Genomic DNA, 20,877 nt, shown 5'->3' on the forward strand with positions numbered 1-20,877 from the left:
CATACGATGCCACCCGTATCGCGTGCGTTCGCTCATGCCCGGCTTTGCCGGGATTTTTTACGACCACAGACCCTGAGAACCGTACCATCGACAACGCGAAACGAAAGGGGGAGCGCATGCCCGAGATCATTTGGCTGGTCATCGGCGCCGTCGTCGGCATCGCCCTCGGCTTCGTCGTCACCCGGTTTTTGGCCAACACGTCCACCAAGCGTGCGGCGCAAGAGGCCGAATCCCTGGTGTCCGACGCCAAACGGCAAGCCGAGACGCTGCGCCGCGAGGCCGTCATCGAAGCGAAGGACGAGGCCCTGCGCCTCAAGCAGGAGGCTCAGGCAGAGAACAAGGAGCGCTTGCGCGAGGTGCGCGCGGCCGAGAGTCGCCTGTCCCAGCGCGAGGAGCTGCTCGACCGACGCGTGGAGTCGCTCGACGCGCGCGAGCATCAGATGTCGTCCCAGCAGGGCCAGCTCGACCGCCGCGAGCGCGATCTGGACGCGGCCGAGCAGGAGGTCGGCCGCCGTCTCGAGCGCGTGGCCGGGATGACGCCCGACGAGGCGAAGGCCGAGCTGCTCGACACGCTCAAAGACGAGGTCGCCCACGAGTCCGCGGCAATCATCCGCGACGCCGAGGCCCGCGCGAAGGCCGAGGCCGACAAAAAGGCCCGCTCGATCCTGAGCTTGGCCATCCAGCGCGTGGCGGCCGACCATTCGGCGGAGACGACCGTTTCTGCCATCCATATCCCGTCGGACGACCTCAAGGGCCGCATCATCGGCCGCGAAGGGCGCAACATCCGCTCGTTCGAGCAGCTCACCGGCACGAACCTCATCATCGACGACACGCCCGAGTGCGTGACCATCTCGTGCTTCGACCCGGTGCGCCGGGAGATCGGGCGCGTGACGATGGAGAACCTCGTCGCCGACGGGCGCATCCATCCCGCGCGCATCGAGGAGATGTTCGCGAAGGCCGAGGCGTTCGTGAACCAGCGCGTCCAGGAGGCCGGCGAGCAGGCCGCCTTCGACACGGGCATCCACGATCTGCACCCCGAGCTCGTGCGCACGCTCGGACGGCTGCGCTACCGCACCTCCTACGGCCAAAACGTGCTCAATCATTCGCTCGAGGTGGCCTACCTCACGGGCGTCATGGCCTCGGAGCTGGGGCTTGATCCCGTTCCGGCCAAGCGCGCGGGCCTTCTGCACGATCTGGGCAAGGCCGTCGACCACGAGGTCGAGGGCAGCCACGCCGTCATCGGGGCCGACCTCGCGCGCCGCTTCGGAGAGCGGCAGGAGATCGTCCATGCCATCGAAGCGCACCACAACGACGTGGAACCGTCGAGCGTGCTCGCCGTGCTCGTGCAAGCGGCCGACGCCGTGAGCGCGGCGCGTCCGGGCGCCCGCAAGGAGACGCTGGACGCGTACGTGAAGCGCCTGGAGAAGCTTGAGGAGATCGCGAGCTCGTACAAGGGCGTCGAGCGCACCTACGCCATCCAGGCGGGCCGCGAGGTGCGCGTGATGGTGGAGCCGGAGACGGTGGACGAAGCCGCCACCACCGTGCTCGCGCACGACATCGCGCAGCGCATCGAGAACGAGATGCAGTATCCCGGTCAGGTGAAGGTCGTGGTCATCCGCGAGAGCCGCGCGATCGGCATCGCGAAGTAGGATACGTCCGGCATGGCCGACGAAACGCTCGAGCGCTTCATAGAGGACGTGTGCGGCGACAGCCGTCTCCGGGTCGAAGCCGACCTCGGAGACGGCTTCGTCCGTTTGAGGAGCGCGGAGGCCGAGCGCCGCCAGGCCGCCCACGACATCCGCTCCACCGAGGACATCGTCATCGAGATGCTGAGGAACGCGCGCGACGCGCATGCCTCGAGCATCTTCATGGCGGCCACGCGCGAGGAGCGCCGGCGCCGCATCGTCATGATCGACGACGGCGACGGGATCCCCCCGGCCATGCACGAGCGCGTGTTCGAGCCCCGCGTCACCTCCAAGCTCGACACCATGCACATGGACAAATGGGGCGTGCACGGGCGCGGCATGGCGCTCTACTCCATCGCGGTGAACGCCGAAGCCGCCCGCATCGCCGCGTCGGACGCGGGCAAGGGATCCTCGTTCGTCGTGGAGACGGATCTCGGCCGGCTCGGAGAGAAGGCCGACCAATCCACGTTCCCCTCGTTCGAGCGCACGGAATCCGGCAGCGTCGCCGTGCGCGGCCCGAAGAACATCCTGCGGACCGCTTGCGAGTTCGCGCTCGAGCATCGCCGCACCTGCACCGTCTACACGGGGTCGGCCACCGAAGTGGCCGCCACGGTCTACGCCTTCGGCCTCTCGTCGCTCACCTCTGCCTCGCGCGCGTTCTGCTCAGACTCCTCCGGGCTCCCCGTGTGCAAGCGTCTGGCCACGGCGGCCGATCCGGCGTCTTTCGCCGAGGAGGCCGCGCGGCTCGGCCTGGTCATCTCGGAGCGCTCGGCGCGCCGTGTCATGGACGGCGGGATCGACCCGCTCGAGCCGCTCGTGAACCGGGTGCGCATCGCCGGGGAGGGGACGGCAGAGGGGAAGGGCGCCGCGAAGCCGTCTGCGCGTTCGAGGAGAGGCGGCGACGCGCGAGGTCTGCGCGTCGATCCGGCCGACCTCGAACGATTCTCTGCCGGCGTGTCGGACGCGTTCGCCGCGCTCGCGCGCGACTACTACCTCGAACCTCACGTGCGCCCCGAGGTGCGCGTGGGAAAAGACGGCATCCGCGTGCTCATCCCCGTCGAGAAGCTGCGCTGACGTGCCGGACGTATGCGCAGGTTGCGAACCATACGGGGAATGGGTAGAATAGCACAAGCGCTCAAGCGGCGCTGAGAGCGCGACGGCATATTGCATGAGACAAACGCACAGGTAACGGACCATACGAAAAAGGATATGCATGCCCACAATCGCTGACAAGCCGGACATCGGCTGCTTGAAGGTTTCGTCGAAGTCGTCGCCCGCGTCGGTTGCGGGCGCCATCGCCGGCATGGTGAAGGATGGCGTGTGCGTGGAGATACAGGCCGTCGGCGCGGGCGCGGTGAACCAGGCGGTGAAGGCCATCGCCATATCGCGCGGGTTCCTGTCGCCTGTCGGCATCGAGATCGTCTGCGTCCCCTCGTTCGCCGACATCGTGATCGACGGAGAGTACCGCACGGCCATTCGCTTCTCCGTCGAGCCGCGTTACGTGCGCAACGTCGCTCCAGGTGCCGTCGACGGCGTGTCCGATGTCTGCCCTGCCTCCCGCTGACACGGCCATGCAGACCCCTTTCACGAACCTCACGTTCTGCATCCGCACGTTCGGATGCCAGATGAACAAGCACGATTCCGAGCGCATCGCCGGCATGCTCGAGGGCCTTGGCGCGTTGCCGGTCGAGGCGATCGAAGACGCCGACATCGTGGCGTTCATGACCTGCTGCGTGCGCGAGGCAGCCGACACGCGCCTGTACGGCCAGGTGGCCTCGCTCAAAAACGTGCCGCTGCGCACGGGCTCGCCGCTTGCGAAGCGCATCGTCGCCGTGGGAGGCTGCATCGGCCAGCGCGACGGCGAGAAGCTCGTCGAGGAACTGCCGCATCTCGACGTGGTCTTCGGCACGCACAACCTCGGCTCGCTTCCCCGTTTGATCGAAGCGGCCGTCGAGGAGGGCGGCCATCAGGTGGAGGTGCTCGACGCCGCCTCGTCGTTTCCCACCGAGCTGCCGACGGCGCGCGAGCACGATTGGGCGGCGTGGCTGCCCATCACCATCGGCTGCAACAACTTCTGCTCCTACTGCATCGTGCCCTACGTGCGCGGACGCGAGAAATCGCGCCCTTTGGAGGATATCGCGGCCGAGGCCGAGCGCTACGTGGCGGCCGGCGTGAAGGAGATCACGCTGCTTGGGCAGAACGTGAACTCCTACGGGCGCGACCTGTACGGCGCGCCGCGCTTCGACGCGGTGCTCGACGCGCTCGACGCCACGGGCGTCGAGAGGCTGCGCTTCGCCACGAGCCATCCGAAGGACCTCACCGACGGGGTGATCGAGCGGTTCGCGAAGCTGCGATCGCTCATGCCGGCGCTGCATTTGCCCGTGCAGTCGGGCTCCGACGCGGTGCTGGCGGCCATGAACCGCCGTTACACGCGCGCCCATTACCTCGATCTCGTGAGGAAGCTGCGTGCGGCGTGTCCCGGCATCGCGCTGTCCACCGACGTCATCGTCGGGTTCCCGGGCGAGACGGCCAAGGACTTCGAGGACACGTTCCGGCTCGTGGACGAGGTGGGCTATCATCAGGTGTTCACGTTCATCTACTCGAAGCGCGAGGGGACCCCGGCGGCGAAGATGGAGGATTCGACGCCTCGCGAGGTCGTGCAGGAGCGCTTCGACCGCCTCGTCGACCTCGTGCAGACGCGCGCGTTCGAGGCGAACCAGGCCGACCTGGGCTCTGTCGTGGATGTGCTCGTGGAGGGCGCGTCGAAGCGCGACGGAGGGCTGCTTGCGGGCAAGAGCCCCAAGAACCAGACCGTGCACGCCCCCGTGCCGAGCGGATCGACGGCCGAGGCGCTCGCCGGCTCCATCGTGCCCGTGCGCATCGACGAGGCGAGGACGTGGTACCTCGCGGGCGAGGTCGTAGATGGCCGCTGAGCCGGCGGCGCTGGCGTTGCGGGCTCCGGTGGCGTGCATCGTCGGGCCGACGGCGTCGGGCAAGACCGACCTCGCCCAGGCCGTCGCGCTGGCGTTGGGCGGCGAGGTGGTGAGCGCCGATTCCATGCAGGTGTACCGGGGCATGGACATCGGCACGGGCAAGATCCCGCTCGCCGAACGGCTCGTGCCCCATCACGGGCTCGACCTCGTCGATCCCGGTCAGCCGTTCTCGGCGGCGCTGTTCCAACGCTACGCGCGCGATCGCTTCCGAGAGATCGACGCGCGCGGTCTGCGCAGCGTGCTGGCCGGCGGCACGGGGTTCTATGTGCGCGCTGCCATCGACGGCTACGAGTTTCCCGCAGGCGAGCAGGTGGACAACCCCGTTCGGAAGCGGTGCGCGCGCATCGCGGAGCAAAAGGGGGCCGAAGCGCTTTGGCAGATGCTCTCCGAGCGCGATCCGGCGAGCGCGGCCATCATCCCCGCAGCCGACGTGAAGCGCGTCACGCGCGCGTTCGAGCTTTTGGACGAAGGGTGCTCCTACGCTGAGCAGCGGGCGCGGCTTTCGACGATTCCCCAGGTGGTTCCGGCGCTCTTCGTGGGGTTGGCGGTCGATCCCGACGTGCTGCGGGCCCGTATCGACGCGCGGGTGGACGCCATGGTGGAAGCGGGGCTCGTCGACGAGGTGGCCGGACTGCTCGAGCGAGGGTTCCGCGAGGGTGTCACGGCTCCCCAGGCCATCGGGTACAAGGAGATCGCGGCGGCCCTCGACGGCGAGGCGACGCTTTCCGAAGCGGTCAGGCGTATCAAGGTGGCCACACATCGCTACGCGAAGCGCCAGCGCACATGGTTTCGCAAGGACGCCCGCATCCGCTGGATCGACGCGAACGACGACGATCCGGGCGCGTTGCTCGACCGGGCGCTCGATGCGCTTGCAAAGGGTGCCTCCTGAAATCGTCGTTCGGCTTGCAGAGGGTGCCGGAGCGCTCGCACGAAGCCGATGTGCTATGATGGGCGGGCGCGTCGAAGCGCCCATGCCATCGTCGTCGGACAGGAGCATCCATGCAGCCGAGGTAGCCGTCTTTCATCGTGCCTCATCGTTTCTGACCGTTTCGGTCGCATCAGGGAAAGGATGTCCTATGTCCGAATTCGAATCCGTCATCACGCGCGGCGCTGTGACCGTCTCCGAGGAGCGCCGCGAACGAGCCGTGCTCGTCGGGGTCGACCGTCCGGGTGCGGCGTGGCCGCTCGCCTCCTCGCTTGCCGAGCTCGAGCGCCTTGTCGACACTGCAGGGGCGGACGTGGTGGCCGTGACCTCCCAAAGGCTCGAAGCCCCGAACCCCAAGACCTTCATCGGCACCGGCAAGGCCGAGGAGGTGGCCGACCTCGCGCGCGCCCACGCAGCCGACCTCGTCGTGCTCGACGACGAACTCACGCCATCGCAGCAGGCGAACCTTGAGAAGGCGGTCGGCCGCGATGTGAAGGTGATCGACCGCACGGCGCTCATCCTCGACATATTCGGCTTGCACGCCACCAGCAAGGAGGGGCGCTTGCAGGTGCGGCTCGCCCAAAACGAGTACCTGCTGCCTCGCTTGCGGGGCATGTGGGCCCACCTTGCGTCCAACCGCATGGGCGGCGGCGTGGGCTCGCGCTTCGGCGAAGGCGAAAGCCAGCTCGAGGTGGATCGCCGTATGGTGCGTAAGAGGATCACCTCCATCAAGCGCGAGCTCGCGCACCTGTCCGAAGTGCGCGCCGTGCAACGCGAGAGCCGCTACGAGAGCGGCATGTTCAAGGTGGCGCTGGCCGGATACACGAACGCGGGCAAGTCGAGTCTGCTCAACCGGCTCACGGATGCCGACGTCCTCGCTTACGATAAGCTGTTCGCCACGCTCGATTCCACTACGCGCAGGTTCGAGCTGCCGGAAGGCCGCGAGATCACGATCACCGACACGGTCGGATTCATCCAAAAGCTTCCCACCACGCTCGTGGAGGCGTTCAAATCCACGCTTGACGAGATCGCGGGCGCCGATCTCGTGCTGCACGTGGTGGACGCGTCGGCAGAGGAGCGCGAGGCGCAGATAACCGCCGTCGAAGAGGTGCTCGGGCAGATCGGTGCGCAGGACATCCGGAGAGTGCTCGTGTTCAACAAGTGCGATCTGCTCGACGCGGAGGAGCTCGGTGCGCTCAGGGCGCGCCATGCGCAGGCTCAGTTCGTGTCGGCGGCGACAGGGGAGGGGATCGAGGCGCTCGTCGAGCATGTCGCGCGCGTGGCGTCGGCGAGCGACGCTCGTCTCGACGTGCTCGTGCCGTACAAAAGAGGCGACCTTGTCTCGCTTGCTCACGAGCGATGCCGCATCCTGTCCGAAACGCATGAGGAGGAAGGCACGCGTCTCGTCATGCTCGTTGCCCCCTCTTTCGCGGAAGCGTTTCGTCCCTTCGTGGTCGATGGCGACTGACGGACGGCCCTTTCGATCGCGCAAGCGGCTTCTTTCCCCAGCCGTCTGCGCGATCGTCGCGCTCGTCGTGGCAGATCAAGCGGTGAAGCTCGCGCTTGTGAGGCCCCTTCTCGGGATCTCGTTTCCCTTTGTGGAAGGCGTCCTGGCGTTCTACCCCAAAGTGAACGAGAACCTCACGTGGGGAGGCAATTTCATCGAGCCGTTGAGCCTTCCTGCGGTGGCCATCGCCATGAACGTCCTTGTGATCGGGCTGTACGCGAGCGGCTACGCGTTTTACCGGGCGAACGTGCGTTCCGCGCGCCCGGTGCCCGCGGCGGCGTTCTGCCTCGGCATGGCAGGATCCGTCTGCGGGCTCCTTGATCGCACGCTTTGGGGCGGGAGCCTCGATTTCCTGCAGGTTGCGGGGTGGTTCGTCTTCGACGTGAAAGACTGCTACCTCGTCGCGTCGCTTGGCATGTTCGTCGTTCTCGCTTTGCGCCATCAAGACGAGTTCAGCGTGAGCGCTTATGCGCGGTTTTCAAAGGATGGTGCGCTTCGCGTTGCGAACCGCCTTCGGAGCGCAATCCGAAAGGGCGGTTCGACCGGCTCCTCGTAAACGCCTTTTCGTCGCCGCGCGAAACGAAGACGACTGTCTTTCGCGCAAACGGGCTGACCCGTTCGCATTCTGTTCGAGGATGCCGTGCACCGTGCTGGAAAGCGCTGAGCTTCCCGCTTCGGCCTTCGCCGAAGCGGGAAGGGTCGGTTTCGCGCCGGACCGCCTCTTTGCCGGAGTATGCGGAATCGGCTTGAAGGGACTGATTACAGACGGCGGAAAACCGCGACCACCTTTCCGGCGATGGCGCAGTCGGTTGTGATGATGGGCTCCATGGTGGAGTTCTCCGGCTGCAGACGGATATGGTCGCTCTCCTTGAAGAAGCGTTTGACCGTTGCGCCGTCGTCTATGATGGCCACGACGATGTCGCCGTTGTTGGCCACCGGCTGCTCCTTCACCACAACGTAGTCTCCGTCGTTGATGCCCGCTTCGATCATGCTCTCGCCACGCACCGACAGCAGGAAAGAAGGGGAGTCGCCTACGATGTCGGTGGGGAGCGATATCGTGTCGGTGATGTTCTCCTCGGCGAGGATGGGGGAGCCGGCCGCCACATTGCCCACGAGCGGAACGTTCACGATCTTGCTGAAACTCGGCTGCACCACGTTCGTGGCGAGCGCTGCGTCCTCAAGGGGGTAGGTGAGCGCGATGGAGCGCGACTTGAGCGGATCGCGCTTGATGAGCCCCTTTTGCTCAAGGGCCTTGAGGTGCACATGCACTGTCGAGGGGGAGGAGAGGCCCAGGGTTTGGCAAACCTCGCGCACCGTCGGACCGTAGCCTTTCTCCCGGATGCACTCTTCAATGCAATCGAGCACTGCCTGCTGGCGTTTCGTCACTTTTTCGGACATGCCCCGTCCTTTCCCTCAAACGAACAGATGTTTTGAATTCTTGTTGACATGAACCTTTGTTCGTTCTATTATATATGCGAACAAAGGTTCTACGCAAGAGGAGAGAGGGAGAAAAATGAAGAAAATCGAGGAGCGGTGCTACGTGGACGGCTCGTCTGCCCTGAAGATCGAACTTCTCCGCTCGCCTTCGCATTCCGCGGCCATCATCGCGTTTCCCAGTCGGAACGCTCGCTCTGCGGTTTGCGAGACGCATCGATCGCCGGAGGCTCTGAGGTTGGGTATGCGCGAGCGTCTGCTTGCGACCGACACGGGGCGAGCCTTGCGCAACGGCAACGCGCGAGGTGTTGCGTACGAGTGCGTGAAGCCTTGGCAGGCAGTGGTGGCCGGAGGCGTTTGCGTCGTTTCGTCGCTCGCCGCCGTTCTCGTCGGCTTTTAACGGGTTTCGGAGAGGATGCTGGTCGGATAAGCTCGTTCAGAGAAAAGCGCATCCGTCCGGGCGGCGCTTCCGAAGAGCGGGAGGAGGCGCCTCGCGCCGCCGCGAACCGCTTTCGGAGGGCGCCGAAGTCCCATCCCTGCCTTGTGCAACTCCTCGTTTTGCTTCTTGCGCACTCTTTTCCTCGTATCTTTCGGTGGCCAAACCATGCCTTCGGGATCCTCGCCTTTTAGGGTGAAAGCGGCGTTTCCTCTCTTGTTTGAGAGTTCGCTTGTGCCGTCCGTTCTCGATGTCGGATTGCCTGTCTGCGAAGCTGCCCCTATGCTCGACAGCGACCCCGCTTCTGTGGACGGATCGCGGCGAGCGCCAGCCTCGATACCATTTCCTCGGATCGTTTTCGCGACCCAGGAGATCTAAAAGCCCTCGATCGGTTGCTTTCGACGGTTGCGAGCAACTTCTTAACGCCGATGGGGCAGAGGCGCGAACGAAGCGGAAAACCGGTGTCGCTCGGTTTGGCGATGCCGATTCGCTCGGGCGAAGGGGCTCTCGATGCCGTGGCCGTCGCCCGTCGAAGACTCGGGGCCGCGCGGCGTCCGTATTCTGCCATAGGGGAAGGGGTTGCGCGCAAAAGCTCGTTTCTGCACTCATTTCTGCTGATTCTCATTGGTTGATTGAACCACTATATCTTGTATGCTAGCCTGTATGAAAATCGATCAAAGGAGCCTCTTATGCGTTGCCCCTCCTGTGGGAATCCCGATTCCAAAGTCGTCGATTCCCGTCCCTCTGAAGACGGCACGGCTATTCGCCGCCGTCGGGAATGCCTTGAGTGCGGAAGGCGTTTCACCACCTACGAGCGTCTGGGCGAGAATCCGCTCATCGTGACCAAGCGGGACGGCTCCTCGGAGGCGTACGACCGGCAGAAGCTCATGCGCGGTCTTTTGATGGCCTGCGCGAAGCGCCCCATCTCTCCTGAGCAGATCGGAGCGCTCATCGACAGCATCGAATCCGAGCTGCGCAACGCGTCCAAGGCCGAGATCGGGTCGAAAGAGCTTGGCGACATGGCGCTCGTGAGGCTCGCCAAGCTCGACGATGTGGCGTACGTTCGCTTTGCGAGCGTGTACAAGGACTTCCAAAACGTCGAGGAGTTCGCCGCGGCGCTCGAGGGACTGCGATGACAGCCCCTTTGCGCGTGCCGCTGCGTGCCCTCGATCCCGATCTGCCCTTGCCGGCCTACGCCTACGCGGGCGACGCAGGAGTCGATCTTCGCTCGACGCGCGACGATGTGCTGCAGCCTTTCGAACGCCGGCTCGTCCCGTGCGGAGTGGCGCTCGCCCTGCCGCGCGGATATGCCGGCTTCGTGCTGCCGCGCAGCGGGTTGGCTGCCAAGCACGGCGTGTCGCTGGTGAACGCCCCCGGCCTCATCGACAGCGATTACCGTGGCGAGATATGCGCCGTGCTCGTGAACCTCGATCCGCGCGAGCCGTTCGCCATCAAGCGGGGGGATCGCATCGCCCAGCTTGTGATCATGCCGGTGCCGCCGGTGTCTTTCGAGGCGACAGCCGATCTGCCCGACACCGAACGCGGTTTCGGAGGGTTCGGGAGCAGTGGCATGGGCTTTTGAGGCGACGCTGAAGCATGTTAGAGTTACTCTAATCGAAAGGCGAAGCGCTCTATGGAAGAGGAAGGGTCGCCTCCGTTCGCGGAGCATGCCGGTGCGAGCGGGTTTCCGTGCCTCGGCATCGCCGAAGTTGTCGATTTGACGGGCATTTCGGCGTTCACCATACGATACTACGACAAATGCGGATTCTTTCCAGGGCTTGCACGCGACCGACGCGGCGTGCGGACGTTCTCCCATGCGGACGCCGCGCAGCTTCGCTTCGTCGACGCACTGCGCAAAAGCGGCCTGTCCATAGAGGGCATCCAGTACTACGTGCGGCTTCAGAGGCGCGGCATCGTTTCGCGCGACGAGCGGCTTTCCGTCGTGCGCACGCAGGAAGCGGCGCTCGAGTATCAGATCGCCGAACTTGAAGAGTGTCTCGGACGCCTTCGCGCCGCTGAAGCCGGATTGTCGCGGGATGAAGGATCGCAAGAGCTCCCCGTGGGGTCGGTCGCGCTGTGACATCGCTCGAAAACCATCGTTTTCGCGAGTAAGGAGTCATCCGAGGCCAAAACGGGGTCTTAGAATGGCTCTCAGAGCCTCGTTTGAAAAATGCCTGTTCAAAGACTTGTAATTTTACTAATGAAGGGTGTTGTCATGACGATCGGGCAAAATACGCCTCCTGACCCGTCTCGGAATCCTGAAGACCCCGGGTGCCAAGGCCGCACTTCGGATTTGCCGGGCGACCCTGGAAGCTTGCCGGCTCGGCAGCCAAGCGCACGGGAGGTTTCCGACTTCAAGACTGCGCGAACGCTTGCCACGGTGGCGAGCGTTGCGGGCCCGGTGTCCGTTTTCTTCGGCGGCATGCCGCTGAGCGTGGCGGGTGCCGTGTGCGGGGCTATCGCCTTGAGGCGGTTCGGACGGCTGGCTGCGGAAGGCTCCGAGCTTTCCATGGCGGCGGCAAGGTTGATGCGATCAAGCGTGATCGGGTTGATCGTGTGCGTTGTCGCGTTTGCGCTGAATGCCTATTCATTTTTCACTGTGCTTCCCGAGGTTCTGCAGATGATGGAATTCGGCGAGTTGGATCTTTCAGTTGAAAGCGGCGTTGGAAGCGCGTCTGGGCAAAGCGCGACCTGGGGGTAACGTTTCCTTTTTTGCAAGATATATTATTGATAATATATGTTATGTAAACTTAAAAGAACGGATCATGGACTTTGATCGGGGACGTTCGATTGTTGGACGGATCGTCTTCTTGAAAAAGAGCGCAAAGATCTGTGCCTATGGACGCCGCCGTACGGCGTCCATAGGCACATGGGGCACCATGCGATCAGCTTATGCGCAGATCGTGCGTCCGGCTGCGATGCCGTCGGCGATGCTGTCGACGCCGCAGATGCCGCTGCGCACCTCGCCGCAAGCAAACAGGCCCGGGATGACCTGACCTGCCTTGCCGCGCACGGCAAACGCGTCGTCTTCCTTCAGACCACCGATGGCGATGTGCACGGCCCATGTGGCTGGCGAGGCGTAGAACGGAGGCACCCTCACGGGGCTCAAATCGTCGAACAGGTGGCGTCCGAAATCCTCGTCCTCCCTGCTTCGCAGAAGCTGTTATAGCGTTCCATCTCCGCAGTGAAAGTCGCAAGGTCGACGCCTATCTGAACAGCCAGGGCTTCCAGCGTGTCGGCTTTGAACAGCTGACCCCGACGAAGCGGCGTCTCCTCGCCGGCGACGCCTCGGTCACGTACACGCTGTTCGCGGTCGGCTGCAGCCGCCAGGCGCAGGCAGCCGTTCGGGCAGAGCGCGTAGGCGAGCGGGTCGGCGCCGGGCAGGTCGAAGAGCCAGTCGCGGTGGAAAAACACGATGGCGACGGAGTGCAGACAGGAGAACCCTCCGACGGCAAACGCCGTACGCCGCCATGTTGCAGCCCCCGCTTCTGTCCTGCCCGCCGCTTTCATGATCCTATCATACACGATGGGAGCTTCGGGGCAGAGACGGTGAAAGCGGATGGTTTGATCGACCCCTCTTTTCGTGGCAGACGGGTCGCGGATTGCCTACGCCCGTTCGACGAGCTGTGCGTCTTCCCTCTTGCCGAATCGAAATCAGGTAGCGTAACCACTGAGGTGATCGCATGAACGTTCTGACGTATCGCGAGTGGAGCGAAACCTGCACATCGCTTCATCTCGTATTGCAGATGATGGGCAAAACGAAGCTTGCCGCTATGGTGCCGCAGCCCGAATGGGGGCATGTGGTGCTGCTCCTCGAACCCGACGGCTTTTCGACGGGGCTTGTATCGACTGAATCCGGCGAGTTCGAAGTTCGGCTGAGCGTGGAGTCGGCCGAAGTGCACGCGGCGTCCTTCTCAGGGTTTCGCGCTTCGTTCTCGCTTGGGGAGGCCGCCTCCACAAGCGAACGGTACCGCCGTTTCCAGGAGATGCTTGATCAGATCGGCCATCCGCTCCCCATCGATCCAAGGCCGCAAGAGATGTCGATTGCGACGCCCTTCGACAAGATGGTGGATCGGGCGCCTTTCGACACGGAGAGCGCCCGAAAGGCGCTTCGCCAGTTCCTGTTCGCGCACAACGCCCTCGGGCGCTTCTCTTCGGCTTTTCGCGGCAAACGCACGCCGCCTTCGCTGTATTGGGGCACGTTCGATCTGACCACCACCCTGTTCTCAGGCGAGCCGCTCCCCTTCGATCCGGCGGCATCCATTGTGGAGCGCGCCGCTTTTGACGAGGAGCTCATGGAATTCGGCTTCTGGCCGGGTGACGAGCGCACAGACGAGCCGTCGTTCTTCGCTTTAGCCTATCCTTTCGTCGATGGCGAGCCGCCGAAGCGCCCTGCCATTCGAGGCGCGCGCTTCGACAGGGATTCCGGCGAGTTCCTTCTGTCCCTCAAGGAAGCGTTGCGCAGCGATGATCCTATCGATACTGTGGTTCGGTTCTGCCGCGATGCGTTCGGCTCCGTCATGGCTCGGCGGCCTTGGAGCCGTCTCGACTGGTTCGCCTCTCCGTTGCTCGTGCCCGAACTTGCGCGCAGCCAATCCGGCTCCCCCTCCCCTTTCGGCGCGCATGGGGATGGTCGTTCGGATACCGCTCGGTAACCGATGCGCGATGCAAGGTGCGCTCTTGGGTTCAAGTTGGTATTCTGAACGCACGGGCTGCACGCCCGATATCCGAGCGCAAGGAGGAGCCATGGGGTACGTGATATCGCTGTTGTGCTTCGCGGGCGTTTTCTGGTGCGCGTCGTTCGTTCGTCGTCTTGCCTAGGGATCGCGCAAGCGAAGACGGAGAGGCCGGCTTAAAGCCGGCCTCTCCGCATTGAGGGTCGCGACGCCGAAGATATCGCAACGGCGCCTAAGCGATCGCGGCGGCGTTCGGAGGGGCGGCAGACGCTTCGCTAGGCTCCGGGAGGTGCTTTGGGCCAAAGCTTTCCGACGGCCCAGACGGACAGCATGCCTATGCCGATGCCAATGACGGCACCTGCCAAGATGTCTGTCGGATAGTGCACGTAGAGGTAGATGCGCGAAACCGCGATGAGCAGGGCGACGGCGACGGCCCCCGCTTTAAGCGCCGAGACGCCCCGTCCTCCTTTCGGCAGGCAACAGATCGCCGCTGCTGCGGCAAAGGACGCCATCGAATGGTTCGAAGGGAACGAATCGCCCGAAGGAGGCGGGATGAGCAATCCGGTGAAGCCGTGGGCCGCAAAGGGCCGCACGCGTCCGAACAGGGGCTTGAGCACGAACATTCCCACTGCCGCCGCAGCGACGACCGCCGCTATCACAGCCACTCCGTAGCGTCGGCGCGCGGGTTGCGCGATGAGCACCGCAGCGACGACGAGCCAAACGAGAGCGAGATCGCCGAGATGCGTGGCAAGAAGCATGACGGAGTCGAGGAGCGGCGAGCGCACGCGCTCTTGGATGAAATCGAGGATGGCGAGGTCCATGCGGTGTCCTTCGCGGGCTAGGAGCAGGATGCGCGGACACGGGCATCGGCCTCAAGCCAGGCGAGGATGCCCGTGCAGCCGGCCACGACGTCGTCGTAGGTCGTCTCGAAGTCGCCGGTGTACCAAGGATCCGCCACGTCGCGGTCGGATCCGGCGAACTCGAGGAGCTTGACGCAGCGCTCTGCCGCCTCGCGGCCCAGCTGGCGGCGCATGTCGCGCAGGTTCGCCTCGTCCATGCCCACGAACAGATCCCACTCCCCCGCGTCCGCGCGGCGAAGCCGCCGCGCCGTCTTGCCGTCGCAGAAGATGCCGACCTCGGCGAGCACGCGCCTTGTTCCGGGATGGACGGGGCTTCCGATCTCGTCGTCGTGCGTGGCCGCCGACGCCGTGAGAAGCGCATGCCCCATCCCCCGCTTGCGCGCGAGGTCCCTCATCACGAACTCGGCCATGGGGGAACGGCAGATGTTGCCGTGGCACACGAACAGGATGCGGAACGGCGCGTTCATCGACCGTCCTCCTCCTTCTGCGCGCAGCCGTGCGCGGCGTCCTTGCCCTCCTCGGGCTCGATCACCTCGGCGTAGCGCGCGTAGAGCTCGGGCAGGGCGCGCTTCACGCTCACGGGCTTGAACGTTTCCGCGTCCACGAGGCAGTGAGTGCTTCGACCCGTGCAGCAGGGCCGCGCCATGTCGGGATCCTGCCCCTGCTTGAACACTTCGTAGGCGTAGACGGTCTTCGTCGGGCGCGAGGAGACGATGCGCGTGCGCACCGTCGCGATATCGCCGTAGCGCAAAGGCTCGCCGAAGGACACCGAGAGGTCGACCACCGGGGAAACGAGCCCCGCCCTCTCGATGCGTTCGTAGGGAAAGCCGATGGCCTCGAGGAACGCGGTGCGCGCATCCTCGAAGTACAGCAGGTAGTTCGCATGGTAGACGACGCCCATCATGTCCGTTTCGGCATACCGTATGGTGATTGGCGTGCAAACCCGCATGGTCTTGAGCTCCGTCCTGTCCGATCGGCTACAATACAAGCATGAGGAACATCGTAGCGTATATGGCCGAGGAGCAGCGAACCTTCGCGGAATCACCGTTTAACCCGGTGGACTCCCTCGTGTTCTCGACGCTGGCCTACCTCAACTACGAGGCGTCCCCCTGTCTGCCGCCCTCCCCCGCCGGGCGCGTGCTGCTCCACGACGTGGTGATGCTCTCGGACTGGGACGCGCTCTCCTTCGGCAGCTGGATGGAGGATGCGAAGGACACCTCGTCGTTTCTGCGCGCGCTGTCCTCGAGCCGCCGCATGCGCGACGTCCGCGTCGCATTCTACGCCAACGAGGTGTCCGAGGCGGTGGAGAAACAGTTCAGCGCGGTGACCTTGTCCTTTCCCGTCACCCAGGGAGAGGCGTTCTACCTGGCTTTCCGCGGCACCGACGGGAGCTTCGCCGGCTGGAAGGAGGACTTCAACCTGTGCTTCAAAAAGGTCGTTCCCTCCCAGCGCGCCGCCTTGGCCTACGCCTCGGGCGTGGCGTCTGCGGTGGAGGGCGCGCTTTTCCTCGGCGGGCACTCCAAGGGTGGCAACCTTGCGGAGTACGCGGCGCTCACCGTGGACGAGGCGGTTTTCAAGCGCGTCGCCGGCGTGTTCAACCATGACGGACCCTCGTTTTTGGAGGATCCCTCGCCGCGCATCGACGAGGAGCGCTTCTGCCGGCTTCTGCACAAGACGGTGCCGGAGTCCTCTGCGTTCGGCATGATCCTCGAGCGGCGGGCCGATTACCGCGTGGTGGCGGCTTCGGCGTTGTCGGTGTTCCAGCACGAGCCGTTCACCTGGCAGACCGAGGGTGCGGACTTCGTCTACCAAGACGCGCTCAACCCTTCCGCCGTGCTCTTCGATGCGGCGCTCGACGCGTGGCTGCGCGGCAGGACGCCCGAGGAGCGCGAGCGGTTCATCGACACCGTGTTCGAGCTCTTGTGCTCCACGGAGGCGGCGTCGTGGGGCGAGTTCCAGGACAAGCTGTTCGCCAACGCGCGCCAGCTGCTCGGGTCGGCCACGCAGCTCGACGCCGAGACGAAGCGCTTCGTCTGGCAGACCGTCGCCGCCCTCGGTGGCATCCTCAAAGACGAGACGATCAGGCGGCTCAAACCTGCGGCGCGGCTGAGGCTGCCGCGGGTTCGGGCGCGCTACGGGCAAGGGAAAGGAAGCGAAGAATGAGCGCAGACGCGCGCGGTTCGGTCGAAGGGGCCGCAAGGGCCTCCGGCTCAGAAGAGGCCGGCGAAAAGGAGAAGGGAGCGTTCGGCCGCCTCACGGTCCGCATGGCCGTGCAGTTGGCGGCGCCGCACACCTGGCCCGCGGCCATCCTGCCGGCGCTCGTGGCCACCGCCGCCGCCATCGCGCACGCGCCGTCCGCGTCGCTGGCGACGGCGTGCGTGCTTTTGGCCATCTGCGTGCTCATGCAGTCGGCGGTGAACACGTTCAACGACTACTACGACTACGTGAAGGGCGCCGACTCGGCCGACGACAACGTGGACCCCACCGACGCCGTGCTCGTGCACAACAACGTGGATCCGCGCGCGGCGCTCGGCCTCGCCATCGGGTTCTTGGCGGCGGCGTTCACGCTCGGAGGGTACGTGATCTGGGTGGCAGGGTGGATCCCGCTCGCTATCGGCGTCGTGGGCGCCGCCGCGGTCGTGCTGTACTCGGCAGGAAAGACGCCCGTCTCGTACCTGCCCATCGGCGAGCTGGTAAGCGGGCTGGTGATGGGCGGGCTCATCCCGCTCGCGTGCTACCAGGCGCTCACGGGCGCGTTCGACCTGCGCGCGCTTCTGTGGGCGGTTCCCACCATCGTGGGCGTGGGGCTCATCATGATGACCAACAACACCTGCGACGTGGAGAAGGACGTCGCGGCGGGGCGGCGCACGCTGCCGGTGCTTTTGGGGCGCGGGCGCGCGCGGCGCCTGTACCGTGCGCTCGTCCTCGCTTGGCCGGTCGCCATCGCGATCCTCGTGGCGGCGTGCTTCGCGGGCGGGATCGTGGTGCTGCCGTTCATGCTGCTGGCGGCCTGGCCGCTCGTCGCCGCGCTTTTGAAGAACCCGCTTCGCCCCGAGGCGCGCATCGGCGCGATGGCGCAGATATGCAGCGCGAACGTGGCGCTCGGCGCGTTCTACGCCGCCGCCATCCTCGCGAGCGGTGCCGTGGCGGCTGCGTGACGCGCGTCGGCGCCGAGATGACCGTACGATCTCGATGAAAGGAACGTTAGTGGAAGGGACCCTCGTCGCCGCGCTTGCGGCATCGCTCGCCTCGATGGCGGCGTTCGCGCTTTTGGCCGTCATGTTCCGGCGCGGATCGTGGCTGTTCCTGCTCGCGGGCCGCACTGCGCGCGAAGGAGCCGACGAGCAGGGCGTGCGCGCGCTCGGGAAGCGCATGGCAGTCGTGCTCGTCGTCGGGAGCGCTCTCATGGCCACGCTCGCCGCGTACCTCGGAGCCGAGATCGCGCGCGACGCGGCCGTCGCCTCCGTGGCCGCGATGGCCAACAACGCGGCCTTCCTCGCCCTGATCGCATCCCTGATCTGGTTCTTCGTTGTGCAGCGTCCCGCACGGCCCTCCGGAGGCGACGCCCCGGCGGGACGCATGGCCGCGCGCGTGCGCGCCGCGAGCCTCGCCCATCTGCATCTGGCGACCATCCTCTTCGTGATCGCGTTGATCGGCGTCATCGCCGTGGTCGGCGTTTTGGCCGCGCTCTGACGCGGCCGCCTCCTCCCCTTTCGGATTCCGCGTCCATCCGCTTCGGCGAGCGCGTCACCTCCAAAGGATCTGGACAGGGTCTGCGAGCGCGTCGGGGAGCGCGGCGAGGTCGAACGTCTCGAGCAGCTCTTCGGGCGTGGCGGGGTCGCCCGTGGGCGCGAGGCCGGTGAGCCCTGCGATGTGGCCGAGCAGCGCTTCGGGCGTTTTGAAGCGGCTGAGCAGGGCGTCGAGGGAGGCGTCGCGGTCGCGTTTCGACAGGCGCCGGTCGCGTTCGGCCACGAGCAGCGGGATGTGCGCGTAGGCGGGATGGGGAAGGCCGAGCAGCGTCTGCAGGTGCATCTGCTGCGGGGTCGAGCAGAGAAGGTCCACGCCGCGCACGACCGAGTTCACCCCCTGGGCCGCATCGTCCACCACGACGGCCAGCTGGTAGGCGAACGCGCCGTCCGAGCGGCGCACGAGGAAGTCCCCGCAGTCTTGCGCAAGGTTCTGGGAGTACGGGCCCTGCACCGAATCGACGAGCGACACGCTTTCGTCCGATACGCGCAGACGCTGCGCGGGCGTGCGCTTTTGCGCCCGGCAGGCACGCTCCGTATCCGTGAGGTCGCGGCACGTGCCGGGGTAGACCGCCTTCTCGCCGCGATGGGGCGCGCTTGCGGCATGCAGGTCGGCCCGGGTGCAGAAGCAGGGGTAGACAAGGCCTTGCGCGGACAGCTCGTCGAAGGCCGCCCGGTAGGCATCTTCCCGGTCGTGCTGGAAGTAGGGGCCTTCGTCCCAGAACAGGCCGAGGGCTTCGAAATCGCGCTGCGCGGCATCCGCATAGGCGGGCTTCGAGCGCTCTTGGTCGAGATCCTCGATGCGCAGCACGATGCGCCCGCCCTGCGATTTCGCCACGAGCCATGCGGCGAGCGCCGCGAACACGTTGCCCGCGTGCATGCGCCCTGTGGGAGACGGCGCGAAGCGTCCGACCACAGGGTCGCGGCCGATCGCTTCGCCTGGCCTGGGGCCGAGGTGCTCCATGTTCGCCTCCTTGCCTTGTCGAGCGCGTCCCCGCCTCTTTCGCGCGGACGGCGCGTCCCGGAGTCCGCATTCTTCCCGGAATCGAAGACGACCAACGCCGCCGTGGGCGAAAACGGCGTGATCTGCGCATCGGGATTCGGTCGCGAAGCCGATCGCCGATCACGCCATCCGGGCATTCTCGCCCGTCGCTCTGTGCGACGACGCGGTCGGCATCCGGCTGTCCGCGAATCCTTCCGCAAAGGGCGGGGCTTCGTCCAACCAGCCGGAATCGCCCATCCCTTGTCCGTCAAGCCGACGGCTTCCTCCTGTCCTCCACGTGCCGCGCCTTGCCCGTGGTGCGCTCGATGCCGCCGGGCTCCACGAGCTTCACGCGCGCCCCTACGAGGAGCACGCCCTTCAGGCGCTCCTCGACAAGGCGGCGCAGCGCCTCCATCTGCTGGAATGAGTCGCTGAACGCCTCGGGCTTGAGTTCCGCGTGCACGGTCATGCGGTCGAGGCCCCTGGCGGTGTCGACGACGATGCGGTAATGGGGCGCGACGCCCTCGATGCCGGCGAGCACGTCTTCCACCTGCGAGGGGAACACGTTCGTGCCGCGGATGATGAGCATGTCGTCGGAGCGCGAGCGCACCTTCCGCATGCGCGCGTGGGTGCGCCCGCAGGCGCACGGCTCGCAGGTGACGCGCGTGAGGTCGTGCGTGCGGTAGCGCAGGACGGGGATGGCCTGCTTGCCGAGCGGCGTGAGCACAAGCTCGCCCTCCTCGCCGTCGGGCACCGGCTCGCCGGTGTCGGGATCGACCACCTCCCAGAGGAAGTGGTCCTCGGCGATGTGCTGCATGTCGCGGCTGGCCAAGCACTCGCCCGACACGCCCGGCCCCATGACCTCGGTGAGGCCGTAGTTGTCGGTGCACACGATGTGCATGCGGCCCTCGATCTCGGCCTTGAGGCCCGGAGGGCACGGCTCGCCGCCGAACAGGCCCACGCGCAGCGTCGAGGCCTTCCAGTCGAACCCCATCTGCTCCCCCACCTCGCACATGTGCAGCGCGTAGGAGGGCGTGGCCACGAGCACGGTGGTGCCGTAGTCCTCGATCATGGCGATGTGCCGCTCGGTGTTGCCCGAGCCGGCGGGGATCATCATGCAGCCCAGCTTCTGCAGCCCGTAGTGCAGCCCGAAGCCGCCGGTGAACATGCCGTAACCGAACGCCATCTGCGCGCGGTCGCCCGGCACGACGCCCGCCATCTGCACGAGGCGCATGATGCAGTCGGCCCACAGGTCCATGTCATGGGCGTTGTAGCCCACGACGATGGGCTTTCCCGTGGTGCCCGAGGAGGCGTGCAGCTCCACCACCTCGTCGAGCGACACGGCGAACAGGCCGTAGGGGAAGGTGTCGCGCAGCACGGACTTGTCCGTGAAGGGAAGCTTGCGCACGTCTTCGAGCGTTCTGATGTCGGCGGGCGACACGCCCTGCTCGTCCATGCGCGCGCGGTACCACGGCACGCGCTCGTAGGTCCAGGCCACCTGCTCGATGAGGCCGGCCAGCTGGATGGCCCTGATGCGCTCGCGCGAGGCGCATTCGACGGAGGGGTTGTGGATGGGCAGTTCGGAGAAATCGCCCGCCGCCGCAGCGGCCAAGGCCGCGCCTTTCACGGTCAT

General features: G+C 65.8%; 24 protein-coding genes. 16 read left to right on the forward strand and 8 right to left on the reverse strand.

Annotation, left to right across the window (positions count from 1 at the left end; translation table 11 throughout):
- Positions 1 to 116: 116 nt before the first annotated feature.
- The 7 genes from rny to C2L80_RS02270 all read left to right on the forward strand — a co-directional run bounded on the left by rny (position 117) and on the right by C2L80_RS02270 (position 7,666).
- Positions 117 to 1,649 carry a ribonuclease Y gene (gene rny, locus C2L80_RS02240; RefSeq protein WP_087195658.1) on the forward strand — a complete coding sequence of 511 codons (1,533 nt, stop codon included), beginning with the start codon at positions 117 to 119 and terminating at the stop codon, positions 1,647 to 1,649.
- A 12-nt stretch (positions 1,650 to 1,661) separates the two neighbouring features.
- Positions 1,662 to 2,759 (forward strand): ATP-binding protein, encoded by a 1,098-nt coding sequence (locus C2L80_RS02245; RefSeq protein ID WP_087195659.1) that lies wholly within the window; start codon positions 1,662 to 1,664, stop codon positions 2,757 to 2,759.
- A gap of 139 nt (positions 2,760 to 2,898) precedes the next feature.
- Complete coding sequence (locus tag C2L80_RS02250; RefSeq protein ID WP_087195660.1) at positions 2,899 to 3,249, forward strand: stage V sporulation protein S; 351 nt, start codon at positions 2,899 to 2,901, stop codon at positions 3,247 to 3,249.
- Positions 3,250 to 3,256: 7 nt separating this feature from the next.
- Positions 3,257 to 4,618, forward strand: coding sequence for a tRNA (N6-isopentenyl adenosine(37)-C2)-methylthiotransferase MiaB (miaB, locus tag C2L80_RS02255; protein WP_092200616.1), 1,362 nt, complete (start codon positions 3,257 to 3,259; stop codon positions 4,616 to 4,618).
- On the forward strand, positions 4,608 to 5,567 hold the full coding sequence (miaA, locus tag C2L80_RS02260) for a tRNA (adenosine(37)-N6)-dimethylallyltransferase MiaA (protein ID WP_103262542.1): 960 nt from the start codon (positions 4,608 to 4,610) through the stop codon (positions 5,565 to 5,567). Before miaB ends, miaA begins: the two co-directional genes overlap by 11 nt.
- A gap of 187 nt (positions 5,568 to 5,754) precedes the next feature.
- Positions 5,755 to 7,071, forward strand: coding sequence for a GTPase HflX (hflX, locus tag C2L80_RS02265; protein WP_103262543.1), 1,317 nt, complete (start codon positions 5,755 to 5,757; stop codon positions 7,069 to 7,071).
- Positions 7,061 to 7,666: a signal peptidase II gene (locus C2L80_RS02270; RefSeq protein WP_273531918.1), complete on the forward strand. Its 606-nt coding sequence runs from the start codon at positions 7,061 to 7,063 to the stop codon at positions 7,664 to 7,666. Before hflX ends, C2L80_RS02270 begins: the two co-directional genes overlap by 11 nt.
- A 203-nt stretch (positions 7,667 to 7,869) precedes the next feature.
- On the opposite strand, the gene lexA is transcribed toward C2L80_RS02270, so the two are convergent.
- Entirely contained in the window at positions 7,870 to 8,508 is a 639-nt protein-coding gene (gene lexA / locus C2L80_RS02275) for a transcriptional repressor LexA (protein ID WP_087195664.1), read from the reverse strand.
- A gap of 115 nt (positions 8,509 to 8,623) precedes the next feature.
- Between lexA and C2L80_RS02280 the strand changes: the two genes are divergently transcribed.
- The 5 genes from C2L80_RS02280 (at position 8,624) to C2L80_RS02300 (ending at position 11,681) form a co-directional block, all read left to right on the forward strand.
- Complete coding sequence (locus C2L80_RS02280) at positions 8,624 to 8,944, forward strand: hypothetical protein (RefSeq protein WP_087195665.1); 321 nt, start codon at positions 8,624 to 8,626, stop codon at positions 8,942 to 8,944.
- A gap of 725 nt (positions 8,945 to 9,669) precedes the next feature.
- A complete protein-coding gene (gene nrdR, locus C2L80_RS02285; RefSeq protein ID WP_087195667.1) occupies positions 9,670 to 10,116 on the forward strand; it encodes a transcriptional regulator NrdR in 447 nt (148 codons plus the stop codon).
- Positions 10,113 to 10,562, forward strand: coding sequence for a dUTP diphosphatase (gene dut / locus C2L80_RS02290; protein ID WP_103262545.1), 450 nt, complete (start codon positions 10,113 to 10,115; stop codon positions 10,560 to 10,562). The genes nrdR and dut overlap by 4 nt, the downstream gene beginning before the upstream one ends.
- Positions 10,563 to 10,613: 51 nt before the next feature.
- The gene (locus C2L80_RS02295; RefSeq protein ID WP_087195669.1) at positions 10,614 to 11,060 is read left to right on the forward strand and encodes a MerR family transcriptional regulator; all 447 of its coding nucleotides are present in this window, start codon (positions 10,614 to 10,616) and stop codon (positions 11,058 to 11,060) included.
- A 300-nt stretch (positions 11,061 to 11,360) separates the two neighbouring features.
- Positions 11,361 to 11,681 carry a hypothetical protein gene (locus C2L80_RS02300; RefSeq protein ID WP_103262546.1) on the forward strand — a complete coding sequence of 107 codons (321 nt, stop codon included), beginning with the start codon at positions 11,361 to 11,363 and terminating at the stop codon, positions 11,679 to 11,681.
- Positions 11,682 to 11,870: 189 nt separating this feature from the next.
- Here C2L80_RS02300 and C2L80_RS02305 read toward each other — a convergent pair whose 3' ends face one another.
- Positions 11,871 to 12,080, reverse strand: a complete 210-nt coding sequence (locus C2L80_RS02305; protein WP_239938655.1) for an FAD-binding protein — start codon at positions 12,078 to 12,080, stop codon at positions 11,871 to 11,873.
- Positions 12,081 to 12,085: 5 nt separating this feature from the next.
- Positions 12,086 to 12,490 (reverse strand): hypothetical protein, encoded by a 405-nt coding sequence (locus C2L80_RS02310; RefSeq protein WP_103262548.1) that lies wholly within the window; start codon positions 12,488 to 12,490, stop codon positions 12,086 to 12,088.
- Positions 12,491 to 12,663: 173 nt separating this feature from the next.
- Between C2L80_RS02310 and C2L80_RS02315 the strand changes: the two genes are divergently transcribed.
- Entirely contained in the window at positions 12,664 to 13,635 is a 972-nt protein-coding gene (locus C2L80_RS02315; RefSeq protein WP_193602615.1) for a DUF5996 family protein, read from the forward strand.
- Between the two features lie 296 nt (positions 13,636 to 13,931).
- Here C2L80_RS02315 and C2L80_RS02320 read toward each other — a convergent pair whose 3' ends face one another.
- From C2L80_RS02320 to C2L80_RS02330, 3 genes are read right to left on the reverse strand one after another with little or no spacing between them, the layout of a single operon-like run.
- Entirely contained in the window at positions 13,932 to 14,477 is a 546-nt protein-coding gene (locus C2L80_RS02320) for a phosphatase PAP2 family protein (RefSeq protein WP_087195673.1), read from the reverse strand.
- 17 nt (positions 14,478 to 14,494) lie between these two features.
- On the reverse strand, positions 14,495 to 14,983 hold the full coding sequence (locus C2L80_RS02325) for a low molecular weight protein-tyrosine-phosphatase (RefSeq protein ID WP_087195674.1): 489 nt from the start codon (positions 14,981 to 14,983) through the stop codon (positions 14,495 to 14,497).
- Complete coding sequence (locus C2L80_RS02330) at positions 14,980 to 15,465, reverse strand: acyl-CoA thioesterase (protein ID WP_103262549.1); 486 nt, start codon at positions 15,463 to 15,465, stop codon at positions 14,980 to 14,982. Before C2L80_RS02330 ends, C2L80_RS02325 begins: the two co-directional genes overlap by 4 nt.
- A 41-nt stretch (positions 15,466 to 15,506) precedes the next feature.
- Here C2L80_RS02330 and C2L80_RS02335 point away from each other — a divergent pair, with 41 nt between their 5' ends.
- From C2L80_RS02335 to C2L80_RS02345, 3 genes are all read left to right on the forward strand, one after another.
- Positions 15,507 to 16,679 (forward strand): Mbeg1-like protein, encoded by a 1,173-nt coding sequence (locus C2L80_RS02335; RefSeq protein ID WP_103262550.1) that lies wholly within the window; start codon positions 15,507 to 15,509, stop codon positions 16,677 to 16,679.
- A gap of 101 nt (positions 16,680 to 16,780) precedes the next feature.
- Positions 16,781 to 17,674 carry a prenyltransferase gene (locus C2L80_RS02340; protein ID WP_103262557.1) on the forward strand — a complete coding sequence of 298 codons (894 nt, stop codon included), beginning with the start codon at positions 16,781 to 16,783 and terminating at the stop codon, positions 17,672 to 17,674.
- 49 nt (positions 17,675 to 17,723) lie between these two features.
- Positions 17,724 to 18,209 (forward strand): hypothetical protein, encoded by a 486-nt coding sequence (locus C2L80_RS02345; protein ID WP_103262551.1) that lies wholly within the window; start codon positions 17,724 to 17,726, stop codon positions 18,207 to 18,209.
- Between the two features lie 54 nt (positions 18,210 to 18,263).
- Here C2L80_RS02345 and gluQRS read toward each other — a convergent pair whose 3' ends face one another.
- Together gluQRS and C2L80_RS02355 are read right to left on the reverse strand one after the other, a co-directional pair.
- Entirely contained in the window at positions 18,264 to 19,226 is a 963-nt protein-coding gene (gene gluQRS, locus C2L80_RS02350) for a tRNA glutamyl-Q(34) synthetase GluQRS (protein WP_103262552.1), read from the reverse strand.
- A gap of 286 nt (positions 19,227 to 19,512) precedes the next feature.
- Positions 19,513 to 20,877 carry a phenylacetate--CoA ligase family protein gene (locus C2L80_RS02355; RefSeq protein WP_103262558.1) on the reverse strand — a complete coding sequence of 455 codons (1,365 nt, stop codon included), beginning with the start codon at positions 20,875 to 20,877 and terminating at the stop codon, positions 19,513 to 19,515.

This window comes from Rubneribacter badeniensis, from assembly GCF_002899695.1.
In the GTDB taxonomy this organism is placed as follows: domain Bacteria; phylum Actinomycetota; class Coriobacteriia; order Coriobacteriales; family Eggerthellaceae; genus Rubneribacter; species Rubneribacter badeniensis.